The organism is Synechococcus sp. H55.7 (assembly GCF_047462395.1).
Classification (GTDB): domain Bacteria; phylum Cyanobacteriota; class Cyanobacteriia; order Thermostichales; family Thermostichaceae; genus Thermostichus.
On record NZ_JANSJD010000002.1, the window covers coordinates 25,406 to 49,496 of the forward strand.

Genomic DNA, 24,091 nt, shown 5'->3' on the forward strand with positions numbered 1-24,091 from the left:
ATCAGTGGTTGCCCTCTGCCGATCATAACCTGCTCCCACCTCAGGGAGAGCTGGCGGCAGAGCGGCCCGGTAGAGGCAGGGCAAAGTTCTCCTGCAACTGCCGCAGCAGCAACAGGTGCTCCAGCGCCAGGCGATCCCGTTCTGTGCGCAACTGGCTCAGTTGGGACTGAATTTGACGGATATCGGCCTCGTCAGAGTCCCAGTCTTGCAACAGGCGGTAGAGGCGCTCTTGTTGGTTGGCAATCTGCCGGTTCAGGCGGGCCAGGCGGCGGTTGAACTCCCTATCCATTGCTTCTGCCAGCTCGGGATCCGGCAGCAGGGCCAGGTGATCCCAATGGATGCCCAAGTCGGCCAAGGTTGGTGAGGGTGGATCCAACTCCTTAAGGAGGGGGAAATCGGGAAAAGGCGATAGCTCTATCCCGGGAGAGGTCGGTTGGTTTTGGGCGGGGGTGGGAGTGAGACGGGATCCCGGTGAGGGCAGGTTGGTGGGCTCCAGGGCATTGGGATAGGGACGTGAGTCCTGCGGCGCTGCAAAATGGCTGCCACTGGGGTCAGCCTGGGCCGGCAGGGATCCCAGACTGCATAGCCAAAGGCAAACCGCCAGACCGCAAGCTCTGCGAACGGCTTTTTCCACCCTCTACTCCTCAGTCTTTCTCAAGCCTGCTCAGGTCATTCCCGGCCCGTCTCGGCTCCGATCGCGCTGACAGGACGGAGTCCACGGTTGGGCGTTGTCTCAAACAAAATCGAGTAGGCATCTTGCTTTTGCCCCAGCTCGAACAGGTAGCGCTGGGCAACCCGGGCAGAGGCCGGCACGATGGCCACCCGCACCGGCGGATTTTCTAGCGATACCAAGGGCTGAGGATGCGACCAACGCCATCCCGCCCAGCCGGCTCCCGCCAAGGCCACCACAGCGGCTGCCACCCGTCCCCAAGGGGTGCCCCTGCGCCACCGCCAGCCCAGATCGAGCGCCGGCCTTTGGTCCAGCTCCTCGAACACGTGGCTGATCAGCAGCTCTGTCTGGATGGGATCCAAAGTTGGGGCCTTGAGATTGGCCAAACCGGCCTGCAAGGCTGCCAGTTGGCTGTACAGTTGCCGCGCTTGGGGATCGCTGGCCAGCCAGTCTTCCACCTGCCGCGCTTCTTGAGAGGACAACTCCCCATCCAGGTAGGCGCTCAACTGTTCAAAGCGCTCCTCCACCAGCGGCATCTCCTGCTGGGAATCCCTGGGATCGGGGTTGCGGTTGCCGCGAACCATGGTCATTCACCGTTGAGGTAGGGTTTTAGGGTGGATTGTAAGCGGGCGCGGGCGCGGGCAATGCGAGACTTAACGGTGCCCAAAGACACGCCTGTGATCTCGGCAATTTCCTCGTAGGCCATCCCCTGAATTTCCCGCAGCAGGATTGTCTGGCGAAAAACCTGAGGCAGGTCGCGGACGGCCTGGTGCAACTGCTCGTAAAACTCGCAGGTGGTGAGGTGCTCATGGGGGCTGGGGCTCTCGCTGGGCAGCTCCCATTCCATCTCACTGTCTCGCATTGCAATCGGCGCATCCAAAGAAAGAGGCTGCTGCTGCCGCTTGCGCCTGCGCAGCTCGTCATAGAACAGGTTGGTGGCAATCCGCCCCAACCAACTGCGAAATTTCGCCGGCTCCTGCAGCCGCTTTAGGTGGCGGTAGGCCCGGATCCAGACTTCCTGGGCCAGGTCGTGCCGGTCGGGCCAGTCCGGGGCGAGGTGGTAGAGCACCTTGTCCACATGGGCCTGGTGACGACGCATCAGCTCAGCAAAGGCCTCGCGGTGGGGCTGGGATCCCTGCTGACAGAGCAGCACCAGATCCCCATCGGCGAGCTTTTCGGGCCGCGCAGGCACGTTCTTCACCGAGACCGACCAGCGCTGGCCAGTGATGTCGCTGAGGGCAGCATCCATAGGCATCCATAGGTTATTGAACGACGGAGGGATCCCCTCCCAAGCAGAACCTCTGTTTCCTGACGCAACGGGGGAAGTTAGGTTCCCTCTCCCGATCTTGGCTCAAGGGGGCAGGGCGGTGCGAGAACCCTTTGCAGGATAGCCCTTGAGCCGGCGGCTGGGCTACAGTGGGCTTGCGGTACGGTCAACCTCCCTCCGGCATGACTCCTGATGTCTCTGCTGCCCTCCTCTCCGAGCTCAAGGTGGTGCCGACGCTGGCCCAACTCTCGGCAGCGTCCTTGCAATGGCTGGGATCCCAGGTGAAGCTGCGGGATATTGCGGCAGGACAAGCGCTCTTGATGCAGGATGCCTGGGGCAGTGTGGTTTATCTGATCCTCTCCGGCTGGGCCAAAGTGCGGCGGCCTGTGCGGATCGGCACAACAGAAGGGATACAAAGCAGCGCCCAAACCCTAGCTTTGCTCGGGCCGGGCGCTTGGGTGGGGGAAATGGCGGTACTGGACGAGGCCCCCCGCTCGCGGGATGTGCTGGCCCTGACCCCGGTGCGGGCTGTCGGGATCCCGGCGGCCACCTTCAAGGCGCTGATGCTGCAGGAGCCGCACCTGTGTTACCAGCTAGCCCGCAGCCTCTCCCGCCGCCTACGCCTGGCCAATTTGCAGGCCGATCTGGATCGACAAAGCCCCCCGCTGCGGGTGGTACATGCGCTGGTGCAACTGGCAGAGGCCTTTGGCGAGAAGACCGCCCAGGGAATGCGCATTGTTTACCCTCCCCTCCAGGATTTGGCCGATATCAGCCAGGTCAGCCGAGAGGTAGCGGCGGCGGTGCTGGGCCGTCTGCAGCAGCAGGGGGTGATTCAGGTGTTGCCGGAGCAACAGTCTCTGCTGCTGGTGCAGTACGCCAAACTGGTAGAGGCCAGCCGTCTGCTTTAGGTGCTGTCAGATCCTGCTTTGGAGACTGCCCATGCGCCCCCAGCCCATCCCGCCCCGGCCCGGACAAGAATCCGTCTGGGACTACCCGCGCCCGCCCCGCTTGGAGCCCACCGCTGAGCGGGTGGAAGTTCTCTTCAACGGCGAGCTCATCGCCCACAGCTGCCGCTGCTACCGTATCCTGGAAACCAGCCACCCGCCCACCTACTACATTCCCCCCAGCGACGTGCGGCTGGAGTATCTCCGCCCCAGCGCCCGCACCTCCTTCTGCGAGTTCAAAGGAACTGCCCGCTACTGGACGATCCAGGTCGGCTCCCAAGTGGCCGTGGATGCCGCCTGGAGCTATTCGGATCCCAGCCCAGAGTTTTGGCCCATCCGCGACTACCTTGCTTTTTATGCGGGCCGCGTGCAGGAGTGCCGGGTGGATGGAGAGCGAGTTCGGCCCCAGCCGGGAGATTTCTACGGCGGCTGGATTACCTCCAAGGTCGTAGGCCCCTTCAAGGGGGAGCCGGGGAGCTGGGACTGGTAGGTTCTAAGCAAGAGGGGATCCCTTTTGCTGAGGAAAAGACTACAGTTAAGTCGAGGCGGGTTCAGGGATCCGACGCGATTAGGAGAGCCGACAACAGCCATGACGGTGCGAGTGCCCCTCGACTACTACCGAGTTTTGATGCTGTCGCCACGGGCGGACGAGCATCAGATCGAGCAGGCCTACCGGGAGCGGCTCGATCCCAAACCGGGCGAGCGCTCTTGGCTGCTGGGGTTTTCGCCGCAGGCCGTGGCAGCTCGCGCTCAGCTTATCCAAGAGGCAGCCTCGGTGTTGCTTAACCCAGAGGCGCGACGAAACTACGACGAACACCTCATGCCGGCGGATCCCACCCTGACGGTGGAAGAGACCCTCTTGCCAGGCGTGCTGTGTTTGTATTGCGAAGCCGGAGACTACCAAGCGGCTTTGGATTTGGCTCAACAGATGTTGGAGCAGGGCCACCCTGCCCGTTCCGATGCCATTTTGGCGCGGGCCATCGCCCGTTTGGAGCTGGGCCGGGAAGCCTGGCAGCAGGGATCCTACGAAGAGGCGGCGCGTTCTTTGCAGGCGGGCCTGGCCGAGCTGGAGGAGTACCAGGCCTTTCCGCAGATGCAAGCAGAGTTCCGCCTTGATCTGGGCAAGCTGCGCCCTTACCGCATTTTGCAACTCCTCAGCCACGAGGCCAATGTTTTCTCCCGAACTGGCCAAGAGGCTGCCGATGCGAACGGGGAGCGACAGCAGGGACTGGCTCTCCTCAAAGCCATGCTGGACGAACGGGGCGGCATCGAGGGGATGGGTCAAGATGGCTCTGGCCTCAGCACCGAGGATTTCCTGCGCTTCATCCAGCGGGTACGTCGCCACCTCACCCTCAAAGAACAGCAGGAGTTGTTTGAGCGGGAGGCTGAGCGTCCCTCGATGGTGGCCGCCTACTTGGCCGTGCAGGTATTGCTGGCAGCAGGGTATCTGGAAAATCGTCCGGCCCTGGTGCGGCGTGCCCGCGGTTACCTGGTTCGCTTGGCGCAACGACAGGATGTGCATCTGGAGCAGGCCATCTGCAGTCTCTTGCTGGGACAAACCGAAGAGGCGCTCGAACATCTGCGCTCCACCCAAGAAGCAGAGGCCTTGCAGTTTATCGAAGAACACTCCGCCGGCTCCCCCGACCATCTGCCGGGTCTGTGCCGCTTCACAGAAAGGTGGTTTCAAGAGGAGGTGTTCCCAGAGTTTCGTGGCCTGGAAACTGCCCAAGCGACTTTGCAAGCCTACTTCGACAACCCCCAAGTCCAAGCCTACCTGGACGAGATGCCCAGCCGCGAAGACCCGCCGGCAGGGATGCTATCTCCGCGAGCCCCCTATCCCCCCCCTCATTTGCCGGCTATGGTGGGTGGCCCGCGACTGCTTGAGCAGACTCAAGAATGGCCTCGCCCACCCTCCCCCTTGCAAGGGGGAGGAACCATGCCCGAACCCCCGCGCCTCTCGGATTTGCCCTCTTACCGGGGCACCCCTAGGCCGGGTGTCTCTGCCCTTGCGGATCCCGCCAGCGGGACGGAGTCCTTTGAGGGGCTCCCTGCTCAGAACCCAGGTTTGCAGGATGGGGAACGTTACCGCCGCAGCCGCCTGGGATCCCGCCGTGGCCGGAGTGAGCGCCCTGCCCTTCCCGCCGGCATTCGTTTGGCCGGGGTGGTTGGTGTCGGCATCCTCTCCCTGCTGATCATCTGGCAAATGCTGCGGGGCCTGTTCACGCCACCGCCGGCGCCACCGCTGGAGCAGCCCCAGGTGCAAGTTGAGCAGCCGCCGGTTGCCCTCAGCCGTCCTGATCAGGCAGAGCCCACTCCTGAACCTGAGCCCACCGGCCCTCTGGCCGAGTGGCAAGGAGTTCAACAGGTGCGGGTGATCTCCAACGATGGCATCAACATCCGCCAGCAGCCCAGCCTGAGGGGAGCCATTGTCGGGACAGCCCCCCGCCAAGCTCTGCTGCGGGTGGTAGAAGTGCAAGCCGGCGAAGGACAGGTGCCCGTCTGGTTGCGCGTCGAGCGAGATGGGGCTCCGGGGGGATGGGTCGCTGCCCAATCCGGCTCAACCCGTTTGGTGGAACGGCCCTGAGCTGTCGGCTTTTGCTCTCTTGTTCAGGGGTTCGGTGGCCTATCAGCCCTTTGAGATGGGCAGGGGCGTGAAGATGTGTCCTTCTTGCAGGCTGCCGAAGCTGTGGCAGCGCTCGGATCCCCAGCGAAAGCCGTAGAGGGCGATGTAGGCGCACATCAGGGCATCGATTTGGTCTTCGTAGTTTTTGAGTTGGCGGCCCCTAAGGGATCCCACCTCCACCTGGAGCAGGGTTTCGTGGCCGCGCAGGGCAGGGTCGGCGTTGGTCAGGGAGCGCAGGTGCTGCCGGTAAAGTTGCCAAGCTTGTTCCCGTTCCGGCCAACTGCGTCGAGGGCGGGCCTTGTATTTCAGGGTGCGGCGGAGGCCGAAGAGGCTCACCATGGCGCTGTGGGGGAAGACTTCGGTGATCTGGCGGGCCAAGGATCCCCGCTCGATGCTGGCCTGCTCCCGAAAGCCATGGCGGGAGAGGGCTTGCACCAGGGCTTCCCCTCGCACTTGGCCGTTTTTTTCTAAGAGCCGGCGGTTGGCGGGGTGGGCGCCGGCGGCGTAGGCGCGAAACAGCTGGTTCAGCTCGGCTTCGGCCCGCCGCTGGCCGCTGAGGTTGGGGACGCGCAAGGGGGCGTCCACCGCCACCAGGCAGGGATCCCCTCCGGCTTGGGCTTGGATGTAGTCCACAATTTCCGGGTCGGTTTGCAGGATGCGACTGTCCAGCAGGCGGCCCGTCAGGTTCTGGGCTTTGGCATCCCCCATTTCGACCTGCAACGTCGCCACCCCAGAGGGGTTGCGGTTTGACCAGGCCAGGTCTAGGCCAATACAGATTAACCGAGCCATACCGCTTTCCCCTTTTCCACACGCTCGATCGAGGATTCCCTCACCCCCAGCCCCTCTCCCTCAGGGAGAGGGGAGTAGGGTTCCCTCGCTGTTCGACTGCCAGTAGCGCCCTCGCACGGCCTCTATCCAATTTGGAACCGTCCTCTAACATCCACCTCAAAACCTAAGAAGGGATCCCGCTAAGGGGGATCCCGAAAGATCTATCCTATTCAGGGCAGTGGACTACGAACCGGCGAGGCAGTAGGTTTTCTGATGAGTGGAGAAACCTCACCCTGCCCTCGCCAGAGGATTAGTAGTCGTAGTCACCCATGCCGCTGCCGCTGCTGGCCGGCGTGTTGGTTTTGGGCTCGGGCTTGTCCACCACGATCGCTTCGGTGGTGAGCACCATGCTGGCAATCGAGGCAGCGTTTTGCAGAGCAGAACGGGTCACTTTGGCCGGGTCAACGATACCCGCTTCAAACATGTCCACATAGGCGTCGTTCTGGGCATCGTAACCCACCGTGAAGGGTTTCTCTTTCACCCGCTCCAGCACGATCGAGCCGTTCTGGCCGGCGTTCTCGGCAATGCGGCGCAGCGGAGCGCCCAGCGCACGGGCAACCAGGTTGGCCCCCACCAGCTCATCGCCGGACAGGTTGGCCTGCGCCCACTCGGTGACCACCGGCATCAGGTGCGCCAGGGTAGTGCCGCCGCCCGGGACGATCCCTTCTTCCACCGCCGCTTTGGTGGCGTTGATGGCGTCCTCCAGGCGCAGCTTGCGATCCTTCATCTCGGTTTCGGTGGCCGCGCCCACTTTGATCACCGCCACACCGCCGGAGAGCTTGGCCAGGCGCTCCTGCAGTTTTTCTTTGTCGTAGGTGGAATCGGTTTCTTCAATTTGGCGACGGATTTGCTCGCAGCGGGCTTTGACGGCCGCTTCGTTGCCTTCCGCCACGATGGTAGTGTGGTCTTTGGTTACCGTGACGCGACGGGCCGAGCCGAAGGAGTCAAGACGGGCGTTCTCCAGCTTCAGGCCGCGTTCTTCGCTGATGACCTCACCGCCGGTGAGGATGGCGATGTCTTCCAGCATGGCCTTGCGGCGATCCCCAAAGCCAGGCGCTTTCACCGCTACCACGCTCAGCACGCCCCGCAGCTTGTTTACCACCAGGGTGGCCAGGGCTTCTTTCTCGATGTCTTCGGCGATGATCAGCAGCGGACGACCGGCGCGGGCCACTTGCTCCAGAACCGGCACCAGGTCTTGCACCAGGGTGATTTTCTTATCGGTAATCAGGATGTAGGGGTTTTCCAGAACCGCCTCCATCCGCTCCGTGTCGGTGACGAAGTAGGGAGAGATGTAGCCTTTGTCAAAGCGCATCCCCTCCGTCACTTCCAGCTCGGTGGTCATGGACTTGCCTTCTTCCAGGGAGATCACCCCTTCGCGGCCCACTTTGTCCATGGCCTCGGCAATCATGCGGCCCACTTCCTCATCGTTGCCGGCGGAAATGGACGCTACTTGGGCAATGGCTTTGGAGTCTTCCACTGGGCGGGCATGTTCGGCGATCTTGTCCACCAGGAACTTCACCGCCTTGTCAATGCCGCGCTTGAGGGCAATCGGGTTGGCGCCGGCGGCTACGTTTTTCAGCCCTTCTTTAACCATGGCATGGGCCAAGACGGTGGCGGTGGTGGTGCCGTCACCAGCCGTGTCGTTGGTCTTGGAAGCCGCCTGACGGATCAGGGAGACGCCGGTGTTTTCAATGTGGTCTTCCAGCTCGATTTCTTTGGCGATGGTTACCCCATCGTTGATGATTTGGGGCGCGCCAAATTTTTTCTCCAGTACAACGTTGCGCCCTTTGGGGCCAAGAGTAACGGCTACTGCTTCTGCCAATACATCCATGCCGTGCTCAAGGGCGCGACGAGCGTCTTCGCTGAAAATGATCGATTTGGCCATAGTTAACCTCTGACGTACAAACGCCGGTAAGGGTGAAACAAAGACTCAACGGCTCGACTGCTGAATTGCAGTTGAGTTGCTACCGAAGCACTGATGAATTACTGAACAATGGCGAGAATGTCCCGCTCGGCCAGCAGCACATATTCATCGCTGCCCAGCTTCACTTCTGTGCCGGCGTACTTGGAGTAGAGCACTTTATCGCCGGCCTTCAGTTCCATCGGGATCAACTTGCCCTCGTCATTGCGCTTGCCAGGCCCAACTGCGACCACTTCCCCCACTTGGGGTTTTTCTTTGGCGGTATCGGGCAAAAAGATGCCGCCTGCGGTTTTCTCGTCCTGCTGGGCAATCTTGACCAGCACGCGGTCGCCCAGCGGCTTCAGCGTAGAGACGTTCAGAGCTACTGCAGCCATGACAATTTTCCTCCGTGATCCGAAAGCACGAAGCTGAAGGGTTTAACCTATGAGTCGAGACCTTAAGCTTGTGCAAATCGAGGTTTTAGCACTCTCGACTTACGAGTGCTAGTTTATCAGCCAACTTTCTGGCCTGACAATAGCCCCTGTGGGCGGGATCCCGCTTTTGGGCAGGTACGGTTGGGTACGGATCTCTCTACTTCTGGGCCTGTTGTGGGATCATGGCCTGAGGGGGGTGGAGCAAGCAGGTGCGGATCCCGTTGTTTCAAGTGGATGCCTTTACGGCCGTGCCTTTTAGGGGCAACCCGGCGGCGGTGTGTTTGCTGCCCCAGGAGCTGCCGGCAGCTTTGATGCAAGCGATTGCGGCGGAGAACAATTTGTCGGAGACGGCTTTTTTGCTGCCCCAGGGATCCCTGGGCGCTGTTCCCCACTATGGGCTGCGCTGGTTTACTCCGACGACGGAAGTGGATCTCTGTGGCCATGCCACCTTGGCCGGTGCCTATGTGCTCTTGACCGGGGTGCACCCGGAAGCTCAGGAGGTGGCCTTTTCCACCCGCAGTGGCCGGTTGTCGGTGCGGCGGCAGGGGGAGCGGCTGGCGATGGATTTTCCCGCCCAGGCTCCCCAGCCCTGGCCGGAAGCGCAAGAGCAGGTGGCAGCGGCTTTGGGGATCCCACCTGTAGATCTGTGCCGCGGAGGCATGGGTATGGCGGTGCTGGCTTCGGCCCAGCAGGTGCAGCAGGTGCAGCCGGATTGGGCCCAGGTTCAGGCGCTCCCCGTTTCCGGCTTGATCGTCACCGCCTCTGGGGAGGATCTGAAGGATGGGCCGGATTTCGTCTGCCGCGTTTTCGCCCCCCAGTTGGGGATCGTGGAGGATCCGGTGACGGGATCTGCCCAGTGTCTTTTGATGCCCTATTGGTCGAGGCGCCTGGGCCGGGCTGAGCTCAAAGCCCGCCAGCTCTCGACGCGGGGAGGCGAGCTGTGGTGCCGCGATCTCGGCCCTCGTGTGGAGATTGCCGGCCAAGCGGTGTTGGTGATTGTGGGAGAGCTGCGGATCCCCTAGAAAAAAGCACCCCGGCTGGTTCCGGGGTGGTGGAAAAAGTATGGGAACGGTTGGGCTAGCCCAAAAGTTCTGCCGCCTGAATGAGTTCCACTTGCTTTTTCTTGAGCACCAGCAGGAGCTGGGTGATGGCCACCGCTGCCAGGAAGGCCACCAGCCATTTCACCCGATCCGGGCTTTGCAACACCAGATCCCGCTCTGCTTGGCCAAAGCCGCCCACGTTGGGGTTGTTGGTGACCGGATCCCCCTCTTGGACGCTGTCGCCCACGTTAACCACCAACTCCGGCCCCGGCGGCACTACCAAGTTTTGGATCCCGTTTTCGGTCTCGAAACTGAGCACCCGCGTGCCCGGCAACTCGTATTCGGGCGGCACCAGGGCGGCCAGCTCAGCTGGCAGGTCGCTGAGATCCGACTCGACGGTGGCAATGCTGGCCAGGCGACCGGTGGCGGGAGCGCGGAAGACGTTGTTGTTGCTGAGGCTGCCGTCGGGGTTGATCTGGCCACGACCGCGGTTGGCGCCGACATAGACCCGATATTTCATGAAGGCCACCGAGGGATCCTCTTTCGGGTCAGGCGCTACCACCGGGAAGACGATTTCCTGGTGTTGCTCGCCGGGCAAAGGGCCCACCAGAAGGATGTTGGGCTTCTCGTCGCTGTAGGGGGTGATGTAGGTCTCGGCGGTTTCCTGCCGCTGTTCCTCGGTCATCTCCTCTTCGGTAGCCAAACGGAAGCCCTCCGGCAACACCACCACAGCACCCACATTCAGCCCGCCTTTGCTGCCATCCCCCAGCACCTGCTGTTTGCTCAGGTCATAAGGGATCCCGACCTTGATGGTGAACACCTGGCCAGGGGTAACCGCCTGCGGCACTTCGGCACGGGCGGGCATGGCGTTCAGGTGGCAGTTGGCGCAGACAATTTTTCCGGTGGCCTCGCGGGGGTTGTCGTAGGCCATCTGGGCGTAATAAGGGTAGGCTGCCGCCGGACGGGATCCCATCCCCAGCAACAGCAGCAGCGCACACACGGCTAAGCAAATTCGCTTCATAAGTTCAGCTCAGAATGGATTGCAATCACAGTTTTGGAACACAATTGGGGAAGAGCGATCTCGATCATTCGCCCCACCTCGCTCGGCAGAAGCTGACCTAACCACAAGCGGCTCACCTCGCCATCGGGATCCTGACTCACCGTTTTAAAAGGACTCCATCCCGCTAGCACGACCGGGAATTCAGTTAACCTCAGTTAACAGTTGAACCCAATTGCCGCCGTAGAGCTGTCAGGATCCCTTGCTCCTTCAGCTAGGCCTCGCGGAAATCGGGGCCTTGCCAGGGGCTGAAGCGAACGTTGTCGCCATCCACCGTGGCGCTCACCAGCTCCAGCGAGCGGGGAGCCGGCCCCCGGATCACCTTGCCGTTGGCCGCGTACTGGGATCCGTGGCAAGGGCACTTAAACAAGTTTTCTCCCACATTCCAGGGCACCACACAGCCGAGGTGGGTGCAAACAGCATTGAGGCCGTAATTGGCCACCGCCCCGTTGTCGATCACGATATAGGTGGGATCCCCTTTCAAGCCTTGGGCCAGCACCCGATCCGTGGCGGCATGGGTGGCCAACAGTTCACTGACGCTGATGGGCTTGCCGAGGGCGTCCTGAGCGATGAGGCCCTCACCCCCTCCCCCGGACGAGGGCGGAATAAAATACTTCACCACCGGGTAGAGGGCGCCCACCACCACCACTCCCACCGAGCCACTGAGCAGGGCATTCAGAAAAACCCGCCGGCTCATGGGGGGGGCTTCAAAGTTGCTAACCGCTTCCGTCATAATGGCAAATGCAGACCTGAGAAGTTTTAACGTTCGTTGACAAGCGACACCATCCTAACCGACCCCTTTGGCCAATATCGTTAAGAAATGCAACGGTGAACCCAAGGCCTTCAGCCTACCCGGCAACATTGAAGCCAGTCTCAAGCCAGTGCGATGACGGGATCCGACTTTCAAGCTTTGCTGCAAGACAAGTGGGGCTGCTCCTACGACGTGCAGTTGCGGCGTATCCAGCAAAAGGTGGTGTTGCTGGTGATGTGGCGCTACCTGGAGCAGCCCTCTTTTCCCTTGAGCGAGGCCGAGTACCTGGCCCACTTGGAGAAGGTGATGGCCCATTTACAGGCTTGGGGGGTGTGGGAAACCGTGCGCCGCGAAATCGAAGCCACCCGTCAGAGGCCTCGCATGGGCAAAGCGGTGGCCATTCCTCTAGATTTGCAAAAGGTGGGGGAGCGGGCCTCCGAGTGGTTGCTGTAAGTCCTAGAGGGGACGCTGCTTGCGCACTGGTTCGGTTTCGGGGCGATCCTCCTGAGCTTCTGATTCCAGTTCCAGCAGCGTGCGGAATGCCGGCTCGTCCAGACGGTAGTCCCGCTGCTCGATCAGATCTCGGTCGGTCGAGTAAATGGTGTCGGACTCGGACACAACTTCCTGACGGCGGAAGCGGCGGGCAAAGTTGAGTTTGCGCAGCAGCGCCTCTGTGGGACGCTTCAGTTGCTCTCGCCAAAGCTGCCGGATGCGATTGCGCCGCTCCACCCCTTGATTGCGAATTTGCAAGGCCAGCCAGCGAACGGCAGGCACGGCCAAAAACAGCGTGCCGTAGAGGAAGAGGAATCCAATCAGCGGGTAGATAAACGCCAAAAAGGCGTTGCTGCCGGCGGCGGCGGCCACCTCTTCCCGCGCTCCGTAGAGAATGGCGGCCAGAAAGAAATTGAGCACCCCCAATCCCCCCGACAGGGTCAGTTGACCAGGTGTAGCGCGGCTAAACACCCAGGGTTTCTCTTGCAACACTTCAGGGATCCCCTTGGGCTGGCGCTCTGAGGCGGCCACCTGCAGCTCCGGGAAGCGGTAGACGATATCCCCGTCGTCGCTCACCTCCGGCTGACCGTCGAACTTGAGCAAAATCGGCAGCATGTAGTCTTCATACTCCAGGGCCGGGGATCCCGGCTCCACATCCAGATAGGGCAACACCTGCTCTGCTGTGATCACCCCTCCATTGGCGCGAATCAGTTGGCCGATGAGGGCATAGCGCTCCTCCTCTAGGTTGGCATTGGGATCCCCATCCCCAAACAGGAAGCTGTACACCGCCTCCAAAAAGTTCATCTCTGCTTGTTCCTGGCGGGGGCGCGCCCGACCGGAATAGTCCCTGTAGTAGTAGGGATAGGGATCCCAGAAGGGGTTGCCAACCCAAAGGTTGGGAAAGTAGTAAAACCCTATCCCCCGCGACCGGCTGCGATTGTCCTCCTCGCGGCTACTGGCCATCTGCAGAGCAATCAAGGCCAAAACGATCAAAACAATCGACACCACCAGCAGGATGCCAAAGGAGATGCGCAGCCCATAGAGAAAGCCCCCCCACAGCTTGCGACGCAGGGCGGCAAGCCGATCCTGCTGCTCTTTGCGCTTGAGAATGCTGCGAAAATCAGGCGGGAAAACGTAGGCGATCTCCCCCTGCCGGGAAACTTGCAGATGCCCCTCCGCCTTTTGGGCCAAATTCAGCAGCTCTTGTTTGGCCTCGTGTAAAGATAGGCCCGTGCTGGAGGCAATATCTCCCAGAGTGACCCGCAGGCCCAACTGTTCTACTGCGTCCATCACCAATGTTTGGGTAGCCACTCTTAACCTCCGCTTTTCGCCAAGACGCGCCGGGGAGCCTATCGGAACCCTTGACCCCGATCCGCTCCCGCATCGATCTATTTCCAGTATCTCCCCTCAACTCCGCGGCGGCGAGGGTCGTTGTTCCTCCCGCCAGCTTTTAACTGGGATCCCCATGAGGTGCCCTGCTGTTTTCTCCACAGCTTGCCGACCTGCCGCAACCTAAGCTTGGGGGAGTCTTATGTACCCCCATCTAGGGCAGCCAGGCCATCACGGCCAGCAGGGCAGAGAGGATCCCGATTAACGCCCAGGTGAGCGGCTTTGTATCCAACGGGGGAGCGGCTTCGCGAGGATCAAGGGAATCGCCAGATTTGGGGGAAGAGCCCTTGCGCTGAGATTGCCCATAGTCCAAGCGGTACGCCGGGGTGTCAGCTTCCTCGAGCCGGCTGAGATCGGGAATTTCGCTCAACCACTCCGCCGGACGCCGCAGACGGGGAGCTTGCCAGATGCCCAAAACATAGCGAGCCTGCTGGGCAACTTCTGGATCCGGGTTGCGCAGCAGGGTTTGGGCCAACCGGATGGCCTCCTGCGTTTCGCCAAGGGCTTCTTGGGCCAGGGCCTGCCAGAGCCGTAGCTTGCCCGACTGTGGGTAGCGGCTTTGGGCCTGCTTTATCTGTTCCAGTGCCTGCCGATAGTCTCCTCGCTCGAACTTCGACTGGATCAGGGCCAGGTGCTGGGTCAATCCCAGGTTTTCGGGAAGGGCCATCTTCGGGCTCCGCAGGCTAGGTCAGCTTCTGTTCTACTCCAAACCCCACCAGCAACAGCTCCTGCAAAGGCTGACCTTGAGGGGGGCGTCGGTAGGTGAGGATCTGCCGCAGGCGCAGACGAGGATTGAGTAGGGTGATGGTATCTACGGCAACCACGCGCGTGTAGGTGGTGGTCATCACCAGTTGCAGGGATCCAGGATCGAACCGGAAAACCGCCACCATCGGGCGATCTTCCTCATAGGCCCGATCCCGCAGATAGTCTCCCTCCAGACCCAGGGAGGTTTCTTGCCGAGGGACAAACAGCATGTTCAGCTCTTGCCCGGCCTCCTCCCCCGTTTCGGAAACCGTCTCAAAAGCCAAGTGAAAGCCCAAAAAACCATCCACGTTGTGGTTGGGGTAGTTGTTGTCGGCCAGCACCTTGTGCTTCAGCTCAGGGGTGAGGGTGCGAATGGTGAACTCGGTGCGGGAGCGCTCCACCTCGCCACGGTCTAGGTAATGGTAGGTGCGCTCGGTGCGCCAAGCCCCGATGCAGCAGTTGAAAAAGTGGTGGAATTGTTGGATGGCGTTCATGCAGGCGGGAGCGGACAAAGTCAGAGATCGACGCCGGAGCCGAGAAGTGGCCCAGGCAACTCTGCTCCCGATCCTAAAACGAATCGAAAACAAACAGGAGTCCCCATCCCGAATGCCAAAGATTGAGATCTCCACGGGGTGGAGACCTGGAACGCAATCCCCTCCTAGCGGCCTTGTGCCACCGGGATCCCCTGGGGCTGCCCCAACAGCTCCAGGGCTCGCTGAAGCTGGATGTCCTCCGGCCCGGCCAGGGTTTCTGCCGTTAGGGGAACGGATCCCTCCCCCACCACCACATCCGGCTGGATCCCCTGGTGATGGATGTTATGGCCGCTGGGGGTGAGGTACTTGGCCGTCGTCACCGCCAGCCCAGAGCCATCTGCCAGCTCCAGCAGGGATTGGATCAGCCCCTTGCCAAAGGTGCGCGTTCCCACCAGTCGGGCTCGCCCACTGTCCTGAAGTGCCCCGGCCAACACTTCACTGGCACTGGCGCTGCCCTGGTTCACCAAGACCACCAGCGGCGCCTCTGTGAGCACCTCGCCGGTGGCGGGAATGCTGTCTTGAATGCCGTGGCGATCCGTCACCAGCACGATGTCGCCCTTGGGGATCCAGAAGCGGGCGATCTCGATGGCCGCCTGTAAGAGTCCCCCTGGGTTGTTGCGCAAGTCGAGAATGTAGCCCCGCACCCCCTGAGCTTCAGCGGCCCGAATGGCTTGACGAACCTGAGCGGCAGCATTGCCGTTGAACTGGCTGAGGCGAATGTAGGCCACCGTTCCCTGAGGCAGCTCAAAAAAACGGGTGCGCACGGGGTTGATGGTGATCGACTGGCGCACCAGCTCCACCTCCCAAACGCGATCCTGCCGCTTCAGCTTCAGAGTAACCGGCGTGCCGCTGCGCCCCCGCAGCCGTTCGGCCACTTCGTCTAAGCTCAGCCCTGCCACCGGCACCCCATCCACGGCCAAAATCTCGTCCTGAGGTTGAATCCCGGCCTGCTCGGCAGGAGTGCCTTCCATAGGCGCAATTACCCGCACCGAGCCCTGCTCGTCGATGGCGATCTGCAAACCGACACCGCTCAGCTCCCCGGCTGTAGAGGTCTGCAAGCTAAGGTAGTGCTCTTTGTCCAGAAAGCGGGTAAAAGGATCCCCCAGCGTCGCCAACATCTCCTCAATAGCGCGGTAGGTCTCTTGCCGATCCTTCAGGGGCCGGGAGAGAAACCGTTGCCGCACCTGCCACCAGTTTTGCCCGTTAAACCCCGGATCTACATAGGCTCGATCCACATAGGCCCAGGCCTGCGCCAGCAGTTGCTGCTCTTCTCCCCAGCGACTGGCCTGAACTGGACAGGCATCCATGCCCAAACTCGCCCAGAGCAAACACCCCAGCAGAACAATGCGGATGCCCCAGGCCAACCTTGCTCGGATCCCCCACCATCTCCGATGGAGCCCTGTGTGTCTCAGCTTCTGCACAACCATCTATCCTAAAAAGTTAAGAAATGTGAACAAAACACAGCATTGAAAAGTCGTCTGGCCTGTCGGGATCGAGATCTGGCTCCCAAAGCTGAGCCTTGCGTCAGGATGGTGTTAAAGAATTGTGTTAGATTGCTGAGTGGAGCAGGCCTGCCCTGCCCTCAAGATCCACTTTTCAAAAACTGCAGGCATCATGAGCAAAGTTTACGACTGGTTGGACGAGCGGCTGGAGATTACGCCTTTCGTCGACGACGCAACTGGGAAATTCATTCCGCCTCACGTTAACATCTTCTACTGCCTTGGCGGGGTGACGCTGGTGTGCTTCCTTATTCAGTTTGCCACCGGCTTCGCCATGACCTTCTACTACCGTCCGACGGTGGCCGAGGCCTTTGAGTCGGTCAACTACATCATGACCCAGGTCAACTTCGGCTGGCTGCTGCGCTCCATCCATCGCTGGAGCGCCTCCATGATGGTGTTGATGATGATCCTACACACCTTCCGGGTTTATCTGACAGGAGGGTTCAAGAAGCCTCGCGAGCTGACCTGGGTGACCGGTGTGATCTTGGCGGTGCTGACAGTTTCTTTTGGCGTTACCGGCTACTCCCTGCCCTGGGATCAGGTGGGCTACTGGGCAGTCAAGATCGTCTCCGGTGTGCCCAGTGCGATTCCGGTGGTGGGTGACTTGTTGGTGCAGCTTATCCGTGGCGGCGAAGCTGTCGGCCAAGCGACTCTGACTCGCTTCTACAGCTTGCATACTTTTGTGTTACCCTGGCTGGCTGCGGTCTTCATGACCATGCACTTTCTGATGATCCGCCGCCAAGGGATTTCTGGGCCTTTGTGAGCAAAGTTTGTCTCTTGGCTCCGCAAACGGTGACCCTTTAGCTTCTGGTTCAGGATTTTTGCAAGGAGAACTCTCATGGCTATCTCAAAGCAGGTCATAGCGACTGAGGCCATTACCCGCAAAGTTGACCTAGACAACCCCAAGGTTGTAGCCAAGCTGAAGAAAAACATGGGCCATATGACCTATGGTGAGCCTGCTTGGCCCAACGATTTGCTTTTTATGTTTCCGGTGGTGATCCTGGGTACCATCGGTCTAATCGTCGGCCTGGCGGTCATGGATCCCGCAGGGGTGGGCGAGCCGGCGGATCCCTTTGCCACACCGCTGGAAATTCTGCCGGAATGGTATCTCTACCCCGCTTTTCACATTTTGCGTATTGCTCCCAACAAGTTGTTGGGGATTGCTCTGATGTCTGCTATTCCTGTCGGTCTTTTGTTTGTGCCCTTCATCGAAAACGTCAACAAGTTCCAAAATCCGCTGCGCCGCCCGGTGGCGACGACGGTGTTTTTGATCGGCACCTTGGTTACCCTCTACCTGGGTATCGGTGCCACTTTGCCCTTGGATAAGTGGGTCACCTTGGGCTTGTTCTAGAGCTTTAGCTTGAGGGTTTGCTCATCATTATTGTTATAGGGTGCAGCAGGTCAGTGGCCAGGCTGCACCTTATATCATCCCTGGAGAGAGCTTTTTGGGGGAGTTCTCCACAAACCTGTGTGCCAAGGGATGGCTGAGCCCGCTGAAATGGTAGTATTTCTACGCCATTGTCTTCAGCTTGACTGCTCATGAGCGCCGCAACTGCTCGAACCTATCGGATCACGGCCCTAGCCGGCGATGGGATTGGCCCAGAAATCATGCGGGTGGGGCGGGCTGTCTTGGATGCGGTTGCTGCCCAGATGGGGTTTTCCATTCAGTGGCAGGAGGGTCTGATCGGCGGGGCGGCCTATGAGGAAACGGGGGATCCCTTGCCGCCAGAAACCCTGAAAATGGCCCAGGAGAGCGACGCCGTCTATCTGGCAGCGGTTGGCGACTTTAAGTACGACACCCTGCCTCCTGAGAAACGCCCAGAACGGGCTTTGTTGGGCTTGCGGGCCGGCCTGGGGCTCTTTGCCAACTTGCGCCCGGTGAAAGTCTTCCCCCAACTGGTGGCGGCCTCTTCCCTGAAGCCGGAGGTTATCGCGGGGATCGACCTGGTGGTGGTACGCGAGCTAACAGGGGGCATCTACTTTGGTCAACCCAAAGGGATCTTCACAGATGCCAAGGGATCCCGGCGCGGCGTGAACACCATGGTCTACAGCGAGGCCGAGGTCGATCGCATCGCTCGTGTGGCCTTCGAACTGGCGCGCAAGCGGCGGCGCAAGCTCTGCTCGGTGGACAAGGCCAATGTCCTGGAGGTATCGCAACTGTGGCGGGAGCGGGTCAATGCCATGGCGGCTGAGTACCCCGACGTGGAACTTTCCCACCTCTACATCGACAATGCTGCTATGCAGTTGGTGCGCTGGCCCAAGCAGTTCGACGTCATCCTCACCGGCAATCTCTTCGGCGATATCCTGTCCGACGAGGCGGCAATGCTGACCGGCTCTATTGGTATGCTGCCCTCGGCCTCCTTGGGATCCTCCGGCCCTGGGGTGTACGAGCCGGTACACGGGTCGGCTCCCGATATTGCCGGACAAGACAAAGCCAACCCCATTGCCCAGGTGCTCTCCGGCGCTCTGCTGCTGCGTTACTCCCTGGAACAGCCGCAAGCTGCCGACCGCATCGAACAGGCGGTAGAGGCCGTTTTGGCACAGGGTTACCGCACCCCAGATATCTATTCCGAGGGAACAACCTTAGTGGGTTGCCGGGAAATGGGAGACAAACTGGTGGCAGCTCTGTCCCAGCAGCAGGCGTCGTAGCCTTGCAAGCAAGATTGAGATGCTTTACCCCCTCCCCCAAAAGGAGAGGGGAGCTACGCCTAACCCGCCTCAGGAAGAAGGTCGATCCCCTCAGTCGTTTCAAGCGCCTCTTCCGGTCGAGAGGTTGTTTCTTGGCAGCGCTCCATAGCTTGCAAAAGCAGGGTTTCCCCTTCTTGCAAGGTTTCGATGCGACAGAGAAGGGCGCGGAATTGAGAAGCCCCCACAAAATCTTTGATGTACCAAGTCATGTGCTTGCGGGCCTGACGGATGCCACGTTCTCCCTTATACTCCCAGAGGCCCCGCAAGTGTTCTAAAGCCATTTGAATCCGATCCAGGGGGGTAGGAGCTGGTCTTTCTTGGCCGGTTTTCAGGAAGTAATCGATTTGCCCCACCAGGAAGGGATAGCCCATGGTGCCGCGGGAGCACATCACCCCATCGGCGCCAGTTTCCTCCAGACACTTTACCGCCGCCGCTGGTGAGAAAATATCCCCGTTGGCAATTACCGGAATGCGCAGATGCTCTTTGACACGGCGAATCCAATCCCAACGGGCTTTGCCGTTGAACCCCTGAGCCCGTGTCCGGCCATGCAAAGTCAGCAATTGCGCTCCGGCCTCCTGCAGCCGGTGGGCAAAATCCAGAATGTTGATCTCCTGATCCGACCAACCCAGGCGAGTTTTCACTGTAACAGGTACGGGCACGGCTTTGGCCACCGCTTCCACAATCCGGGCTGCCGTGTCCGGCTCCCGCAGCAGGGCAGAGCCGCCGCCGTTTTTGGTGATCTTGTTCACAGGGCAGCCCATGTTGATATCTACCAAGGTCGCCCCCTCATCCACCGCCATACGGGCTGCTTCCGCCAAAAAGTGGGGTCGGCAGTCGAACAACTGAATGCCGATGGGCTGCTCCCCCTCCCCCACTTCCATAATGCGGGGTAGCTCGCGGGCATAGTGCAAGCCGGTCGCGTTCACCATTTCGGTGTAGACCAGGCTTTGCGGGGCAAAGCGGCGTACCAGCCCCCGAAACACTTTGTCTGTCACTCCCGACAGGGGTGCCTGAAAGACGCGACTAAAAATCTTCACCCCGCCAATCTCAAGGGGTTGGGCCATTCGAGCTTGCAATTGCGGCGAAAGCTGCAGGCTCATCGGGATCCGGAGAAAGCAACCAGCAACTTATCCTTCTTTGTTGACAAAGTAAAGTAGGCCCATGATGCGCGCCCGTTTGATGGCGGCGGACAGCTCCCGCTGCTGCTTGGCGGTCAGGCCGGTGATGCGGCGGGGCAGGATCTTGCCTCGCTCGGTTACAAATTTCTTGAGCAGCTCAACATCGGTGTATTTAATCGGCTCTCCCGGCTTGATGGGAGACAGGCGGCGACGAGCGTAAACCATAGGTCAGGGGAACGGTAAAGCGGCTTGAACTACTTGATCTCTTTATGGACGGTGTGGCGGTTGCACTTGGGGCAGAATTTCTTCAGCTCCAAGCGGGCCGTGGTGTTACGGCGATTTTTGGTGGTGGTGTAGCGGTTCACCCCTGGAGAACGCTTATTGACGTTGGTGCGGCACTCCGTACACTCCAGGGTAATGATGATGCGAGCACCCTTTGCTTTGGCCATGACGGATCCCAAGGTGGAGGAAGTAAAAGCACTTGGGAACCCCCAACCCCAGGGGTTGAGGCTGGAGATGGGTTCACCTCGTAAGCGCGATCACCAATTATCCAACTTTTCTTTGACGGAATCAACCCAGTTTTTGACTTGCTTGCCGGTTTGTTGTCTTAGGCTGCGGGTGTTCCGATCCACGTCCTTGCTCAGGCGCTGCATCTGCTGGGAAAGATCGCGCACTGCCTCGTTGCGTTGGGCTTGGCGCAACAGCTCGCGAGCGGCGGACTTGACGTCCTCGGCGGCGTCCCCCTCCAGGATGTCCTGCAGCAACCGCAGGGCTTTTTCATCCAGGTGGTAGCCCTGCTCCGATTCCACCACCAGGGTGCGCCCGGCCCGGTCGTGGATGCTCTGGCGTTTTTCCTTGTCGAAGAGGGCGAACAGGCCATCGGCCGCCAGGGGCACCAGCAGGGCTTCCGTGAGCACAAATAGGGAGAGCACCCCCTCGCGGGCCAGGGAGCGAACCAGGTGGGGCGGTGCCTCGGTTTCGGGATCCAAGGTTTTGAGGTTCAGCAGCCATTTGCCAAGGCTTTGGCCAGCGGGGCGGGATTGGAAGTAGCCGCGGTTCACCAGCCAGGTGGCGAAGAAGGCGATGTAGCCGGTCATGTCCACGGCGCCCGCATCGGCTCCCACCAGAGAAGCCAAGCCCTGCGCCAGGTAGGAGACCCCCAGCCCCAGCCCAAAATCCAGGGCAAAGGCCCCGATCCGTTTGCCCCAGGGGGCCAGTTTGGGCAGGTTTTCCTCGGCCTGGGGCGAGCTGGCTGCTTGGGAAGCCGGTCGCTCTGCTTGTACAGGAGGCAAGGAGGTTGCCGGGGGCAAGGCGCTGAAAGCTTGCCACTCGCTGGCGTTTTGATCCAGTTGCTCGGTTTTGGGCCGCTCTGGAAATGGAGGCCGTTCAGGATAGGGTCTGGGATCCGTCATCGCAGGTTGAGGCTGTCAGTCCTATCATTCTAGCTAGCAAGGCGGGTCTAGACCCCCACCGGCAGGGGAGCAGGGCTGCGGCGCGGGATCGCGTAGGTCATCCGATCCCGGGCCAGAATTGTGTTGGGAAAAATCGCTTGAGCTTCCGCCAGCAAGTCTTCTAGGGTGATGGGAGCTTCGGGGGTGTAGCGGGGACTGAAGTGGGTGAGGATGAGGGTCTGGGCCTTGGCTTCGGCGGCCACCCGCGCGGCCATGGCGGCAGTGGAGTGCTTGGCGCGCTGGGCCAGTTCGCGATCCGCTTCGGCGTAGGTGGCCTCGTGGATGACCAGGTCAGCAGCACGGGAGAGATCGACGGCGTTGCGGCAGAAGATGGTGTCGGTGCAGTAGGAGAACTTGCGCCCTGGGATGGGATCCCCCACATAATCTCGCCCGTGGAAGTGGCGGCCCTGCCAGAAGATGGATTGCCCGGCCTTGAGCTGGCCGTAGAGGGGGCCGGGCGGGATCCCGTCGGCCTGAGCCTTGGCCACGTCGAAAGTGCCTGGCCGATCCTGTTCCACCACGCGGTAGCCGAAGGCGGGCACCCGGTGATCCAGGGGCGCGCAAAAAACCCAATATTCTGGATCCTGAAGAATGAGACCTGTTTCTACGGTGTGAACCCGGAAGGAATAGGGGATCCGCGTCTCGCTGTAGCGCAGCACCGCCTTCAGGTACTCTTCCAGGCCGGGGGGGCCGTAGATGTCGATGTGTTGGGGGGTACTGCCCAGGCCACAGGAGGCCAACAGCCCCGGCAGGCCGTAGATGTGATCCCCGTGCATGTGGGTGATGAAAATGCGGCGCAACTGGCTGGGGCGCAGCTCGTCCAGCCGCAACAGTTGGTGTTGGGTGCCCTCGCCACAATCAAACAGCCACCATTCCGACCGCTGCGGAAACTGCACCGCCACGCCAGAGACATTGCGCTGGCGGGTGGGCATGCCGGAGCTGGTGCCCAGGAAGGTAACACGAATGGCGTTGGGATCCGTCACAAGGGCAGAACGGTAAAGTTGAAGGAATGGGATCCCTAGCTTATCAACTGTTCCTGCCGCGCGCAGGGAAAAGGCGGCCCAAAACCCTTGTTAGGATGAAAAGTAAGTGTCAGCTTTCCCGCCATGATCACCTTGACCGAGAGCGCCATCCAAGAGCTAAAACGCCTGCGCAGCAAGTACGAGAAGGAGGGATCCCAGCCCATCCTGCGGCTGGGGGTCAAGCCCAGCGGCTGCTCTGGCCTCTCTTACGTGATGAACTTCGAGCCCCAGGCCAACCCTGACGACCATACCTTTGACTTTGGCGATATTCGGGTGGCAGTGGATCCCTTGAGCATGACTTTGATCCAGGGCCTTACCGTCGACTTTTCCGAGGATCTGTTGGGGGGCGGTTTCAAATTCAAGAACCCCAACGCGGTGGCTAGCTGTGGCTGCGGCACTTCCTTTGCCACCGCCGAAACTGCCGCTGCCGTCGGCCATTGATCACATCCTGCCGGACAACTCTAGGCTGGGTAGGCGGAGTACAAAACACGTCCACCCGTCCTCGCTGCTGACTCGAACGTGGCCCTTGAGATGCTCCACCCACTGCTTCACCAAAGCCAACCCCAGGCCGCTACCTGGCTGGGCCCAGGGATCCGCAGTGGGCACGCGGTAGAAGCGCTCGAAGAGGCGGGGCAGATGTTCCGGCTCGATCTGAGCCGTGTTGGCGATCTTAAACTCAACCCCTTCAGGGATTGGCTGAACCTCTAGACGGATCGTGCCACCTGGCTGGGTAAACTTGCAGGCGTTGTCCAGCAGTTCTTTGAGGATCTGGGTCAGGAGCTGCGGATGGCTGTAAAACCGCCAGGGGGAGGGGGGCAGATCCCCCACCTGCAGCGTGAGGGAGCGGGCCTGGGTGCATTGCTGCGCCGACTCGATCAAGCTGTGCCAGAGGTGGGGCAGGTCAATAGCTGCAACGGCAGAGCCCAGGTCTTTCCCTTCCAGGCCCTGCAGATCCAATAGGTGGTTGATGAGCTGAATTTCGGCCTCGCACTCCTGCAGGGCAATGTCCCGGTATTGCCGCTGCTTCTCGTTGATGGGGGTGCGGCCCAGGAGTTCCAGGGCTAGCTTGATCTTGGTCAAAGGCGTGCGCAGCTCGTGGGAGACCCTGGCCAGAAAGTGGTCTTTGAGGCGGTTGAGCTGCTCCAGATCTGCCACCTGGCAGGCCAGTTGGGCGGTGCGCTCCTGCACCTTGGCTTCCAGTTCCTGGTTAATCTGCTGCAGACGGCGCTGGGCCTGGTTGGCTTGCAGCAAGTGGCGCAGCCGCCGCTTCAAAACCGACCAGTGGATGGGCTTGGGGATGTAGTCGCTGGCACCGGCGGCAAAGGCCTCACTGACAAAGGCTTCGTCTGCCAAAGCTGTGAGGATTAAAATCGGCATGTCGGGGTTTTGGGCGTGGAGGCGACGGCAGCACTCAAACCCATCCAGATCCGGCATCACCGCATCCAGGAGCACCATGTCCGGCTGATGGCGGCTTACGACTTCTAGACAAGCCAAGCCGCTGTCCGCTTCTACAACTTGGTAGCCTTCCCGCTCCAGGGCATAGCGAGCCAAAAGTCGCTGGCTGGGATCATCGTCGGCAATCAGCAGCAGCGGCTTTTCCTCGGCTCCAGAGAAGCTCCCTCCCCGCCAATCTGACATAGG

At 60.7% G+C, this 24,091-nt stretch carries 27 protein-coding genes; 9 read left to right on the top strand and 18 right to left on the bottom strand.

Going from position 1 to position 24,091, the window contains the following annotated elements:
• Positions 1–40 precede the first annotated feature (40 nt).
• Genes NW851_RS01040 through NW851_RS01050 form a run of 3 tightly spaced genes read right to left on the bottom strand, consistent with a single transcriptional unit; the run spans position 41 to position 1,919 of the window.
• Positions 41–634 carry a hypothetical protein gene (locus tag NW851_RS01040; protein ID WP_414333377.1) on the bottom strand — a complete coding sequence of 198 codons (594 nt, stop codon included), beginning with the start codon at positions 632–634 and terminating at the stop codon, positions 41–43.
• A 35-nt stretch (positions 635–669) separates the two neighbouring features.
• A complete protein-coding gene (locus NW851_RS01045) occupies positions 670–1,254 on the bottom strand; it encodes an anti-sigma factor family protein (RefSeq protein WP_414336638.1) in 585 nt (194 codons plus the stop codon).
• A 2-nt stretch (positions 1,255–1,256) separates the two neighbouring features.
• Positions 1,257–1,919 (bottom strand): sigma-70 family RNA polymerase sigma factor, encoded by a 663-nt coding sequence (locus tag NW851_RS01050; RefSeq protein ID WP_414333379.1) that lies wholly within the window; start codon positions 1,917–1,919, stop codon positions 1,257–1,259.
• A gap of 200 nt (positions 1,920–2,119) precedes the next feature.
• Between NW851_RS01050 and NW851_RS01055 the strand changes: the two genes are divergently transcribed.
• From NW851_RS01055 to NW851_RS01065, 3 genes are all read left to right on the top strand, one after another.
• Positions 2,120–2,845 (top strand): Crp/Fnr family transcriptional regulator, encoded by a 726-nt coding sequence (locus tag NW851_RS01055; RefSeq protein WP_414336639.1) that lies wholly within the window; start codon positions 2,120–2,122, stop codon positions 2,843–2,845.
• Between the two features lie 31 nt (positions 2,846–2,876).
• Entirely contained in the window at positions 2,877–3,371 is a 495-nt protein-coding gene (locus NW851_RS01060) for a DUF427 domain-containing protein (RefSeq protein WP_414333382.1), read from the top strand.
• A 99-nt stretch (positions 3,372–3,470) separates the two neighbouring features.
• Positions 3,471–5,465, top strand: a complete 1,995-nt coding sequence (locus tag NW851_RS01065) for an SH3 domain-containing protein (RefSeq protein ID WP_414333384.1) — start codon at positions 3,471–3,473, stop codon at positions 5,463–5,465.
• A 42-nt stretch (positions 5,466–5,507) separates the two neighbouring features.
• Here the strand turns inward: NW851_RS01065 and NW851_RS01070 are convergent, their stop codons facing one another.
• The 3 genes from NW851_RS01070 to groES all read right to left on the bottom strand — a co-directional run bounded on the left by NW851_RS01070 (position 5,508) and on the right by groES (position 8,627).
• Complete coding sequence (locus tag NW851_RS01070; protein ID WP_414336640.1) at positions 5,508–6,293, bottom strand: DUF429 domain-containing protein; 786 nt, start codon at positions 6,291–6,293, stop codon at positions 5,508–5,510.
• A gap of 289 nt (positions 6,294–6,582) precedes the next feature.
• Positions 6,583–8,217: a chaperonin GroEL gene (gene groL, locus NW851_RS01075; RefSeq protein WP_414333388.1), complete on the bottom strand. Its 1,635-nt coding sequence runs from the start codon at positions 8,215–8,217 to the stop codon at positions 6,583–6,585.
• A gap of 98 nt (positions 8,218–8,315) precedes the next feature.
• A complete protein-coding gene (gene groES / locus NW851_RS01080) occupies positions 8,316–8,627 on the bottom strand; it encodes a co-chaperone GroES (protein WP_011433225.1) in 312 nt (103 codons plus the stop codon).
• Positions 8,628–8,875: 248 nt separating this feature from the next.
• Here groES and NW851_RS01085 point away from each other — a divergent pair, with 248 nt between their 5' ends.
• The gene (locus tag NW851_RS01085; RefSeq protein WP_414336641.1) at positions 8,876–9,688 is read left to right on the top strand and encodes a PhzF family phenazine biosynthesis protein; all 813 of its coding nucleotides are present in this window, start codon (positions 8,876–8,878) and stop codon (positions 9,686–9,688) included.
• A 55-nt stretch (positions 9,689–9,743) separates the two neighbouring features.
• Here NW851_RS01085 and NW851_RS01090 read toward each other — a convergent pair whose 3' ends face one another.
• A complete protein-coding gene (locus NW851_RS01090; RefSeq protein ID WP_414333392.1) occupies positions 9,744–10,727 on the bottom strand; it encodes an apocytochrome f in 984 nt (327 codons plus the stop codon).
• A gap of 250 nt (positions 10,728–10,977) precedes the next feature.
• Positions 10,978–11,496, bottom strand: coding sequence for a cytochrome b6-f complex iron-sulfur subunit (locus NW851_RS01095; RefSeq protein ID WP_414333394.1), 519 nt, complete (start codon positions 11,494–11,496; stop codon positions 10,978–10,980).
• Between the two features lie 153 nt (positions 11,497–11,649).
• On the opposite strand from NW851_RS01095, the gene NW851_RS01100 reads away from it, so the two are divergent.
• The gene (locus NW851_RS01100) at positions 11,650–11,967 is read left to right on the top strand and encodes a DUF3067 family protein (protein ID WP_414333396.1); all 318 of its coding nucleotides are present in this window, start codon (positions 11,650–11,652) and stop codon (positions 11,965–11,967) included.
• A 3-nt stretch (positions 11,968–11,970) separates the two neighbouring features.
• Here NW851_RS01100 and NW851_RS01105 read toward each other — a convergent pair whose 3' ends face one another.
• The 4 genes from NW851_RS01105 to NW851_RS01120 form a co-directional block, all read right to left on the bottom strand.
• On the bottom strand, positions 11,971–13,317 hold the full coding sequence (locus NW851_RS01105; protein WP_414336642.1) for a hypothetical protein: 1,347 nt from the start codon (positions 13,315–13,317) through the stop codon (positions 11,971–11,973).
• A 232-nt stretch (positions 13,318–13,549) separates the two neighbouring features.
• Entirely contained in the window at positions 13,550–14,062 is a 513-nt protein-coding gene (locus NW851_RS01110) for a tetratricopeptide repeat protein (RefSeq protein ID WP_414336643.1), read from the bottom strand.
• A 16-nt stretch (positions 14,063–14,078) separates the two neighbouring features.
• Complete coding sequence (locus tag NW851_RS01115) at positions 14,079–14,633, bottom strand: phycobiliprotein lyase (RefSeq protein ID WP_414333401.1); 555 nt, start codon at positions 14,631–14,633, stop codon at positions 14,079–14,081.
• 164 nt (positions 14,634–14,797) lie between these two features.
• A complete protein-coding gene (locus NW851_RS01120) occupies positions 14,798–16,099 on the bottom strand; it encodes a S41 family peptidase (RefSeq protein ID WP_414333403.1) in 1,302 nt (433 codons plus the stop codon).
• 187 nt (positions 16,100–16,286) lie between these two features.
• On the opposite strand from NW851_RS01120, the gene petB reads away from it, so the two are divergent.
• From petB to leuB, 3 genes are all read left to right on the top strand, one after another.
• Positions 16,287–16,934 carry a cytochrome b6 gene (gene petB, locus NW851_RS01125; protein WP_414333405.1) on the top strand — a complete coding sequence of 216 codons (648 nt, stop codon included), beginning with the start codon at positions 16,287–16,289 and terminating at the stop codon, positions 16,932–16,934.
• Between the two features lie 75 nt (positions 16,935–17,009).
• Positions 17,010–17,522, top strand: a complete 513-nt coding sequence (petD, locus tag NW851_RS01130; protein ID WP_414333407.1) for a cytochrome b6-f complex subunit IV — start codon at positions 17,010–17,012, stop codon at positions 17,520–17,522.
• A 188-nt stretch (positions 17,523–17,710) separates the two neighbouring features.
• The gene (leuB, locus tag NW851_RS01135; protein WP_414333409.1) at positions 17,711–18,820 is read left to right on the top strand and encodes a 3-isopropylmalate dehydrogenase; all 1,110 of its coding nucleotides are present in this window, start codon (positions 17,711–17,713) and stop codon (positions 18,818–18,820) included.
• Positions 18,821–18,879: 59 nt separating this feature from the next.
• Here the strand turns inward: leuB and dusB are convergent, their stop codons facing one another.
• The 5 genes from dusB to rnz all read right to left on the bottom strand — a co-directional run bounded on the left by dusB (position 18,880) and on the right by rnz (position 22,393).
• On the bottom strand, positions 18,880–19,959 hold the full coding sequence (dusB, locus tag NW851_RS01140; protein WP_414336644.1) for a tRNA dihydrouridine synthase DusB: 1,080 nt from the start codon (positions 19,957–19,959) through the stop codon (positions 18,880–18,882).
• Between the two features lie 27 nt (positions 19,960–19,986).
• The gene (gene rpsR, locus NW851_RS01145; RefSeq protein ID WP_414333413.1) at positions 19,987–20,202 is read right to left on the bottom strand and encodes a 30S ribosomal protein S18; all 216 of its coding nucleotides are present in this window, start codon (positions 20,200–20,202) and stop codon (positions 19,987–19,989) included.
• A 29-nt stretch (positions 20,203–20,231) separates the two neighbouring features.
• Entirely contained in the window at positions 20,232–20,426 is a 195-nt protein-coding gene (gene rpmG, locus NW851_RS01150) for a 50S ribosomal protein L33 (protein ID WP_011430486.1), read from the bottom strand.
• A gap of 90 nt (positions 20,427–20,516) precedes the next feature.
• On the bottom strand, positions 20,517–21,389 hold the full coding sequence (locus tag NW851_RS01155; protein WP_414333415.1) for an RDD family protein: 873 nt from the start codon (positions 21,387–21,389) through the stop codon (positions 20,517–20,519).
• Positions 21,390–21,436: 47 nt separating this feature from the next.
• A complete protein-coding gene (rnz, locus tag NW851_RS01160; protein WP_414333432.1) occupies positions 21,437–22,393 on the bottom strand; it encodes a ribonuclease Z in 957 nt (318 codons plus the stop codon).
• A gap of 141 nt (positions 22,394–22,534) precedes the next feature.
• On the opposite strand from rnz, the gene NW851_RS01165 reads away from it, so the two are divergent.
• A complete protein-coding gene (locus tag NW851_RS01165) occupies positions 22,535–22,891 on the top strand; it encodes a HesB/IscA family protein (RefSeq protein ID WP_414333417.1) in 357 nt (118 codons plus the stop codon).
• On the opposite strand, the gene NW851_RS01170 is transcribed toward NW851_RS01165, so the two are convergent.
• Positions 22,892–24,088 (bottom strand): response regulator, encoded by a 1,197-nt coding sequence (locus NW851_RS01170; protein ID WP_414336645.1) that lies wholly within the window; start codon positions 24,086–24,088, stop codon positions 22,892–22,894.
• Positions 24,089–24,091: the final 3 nt, after the last annotated feature.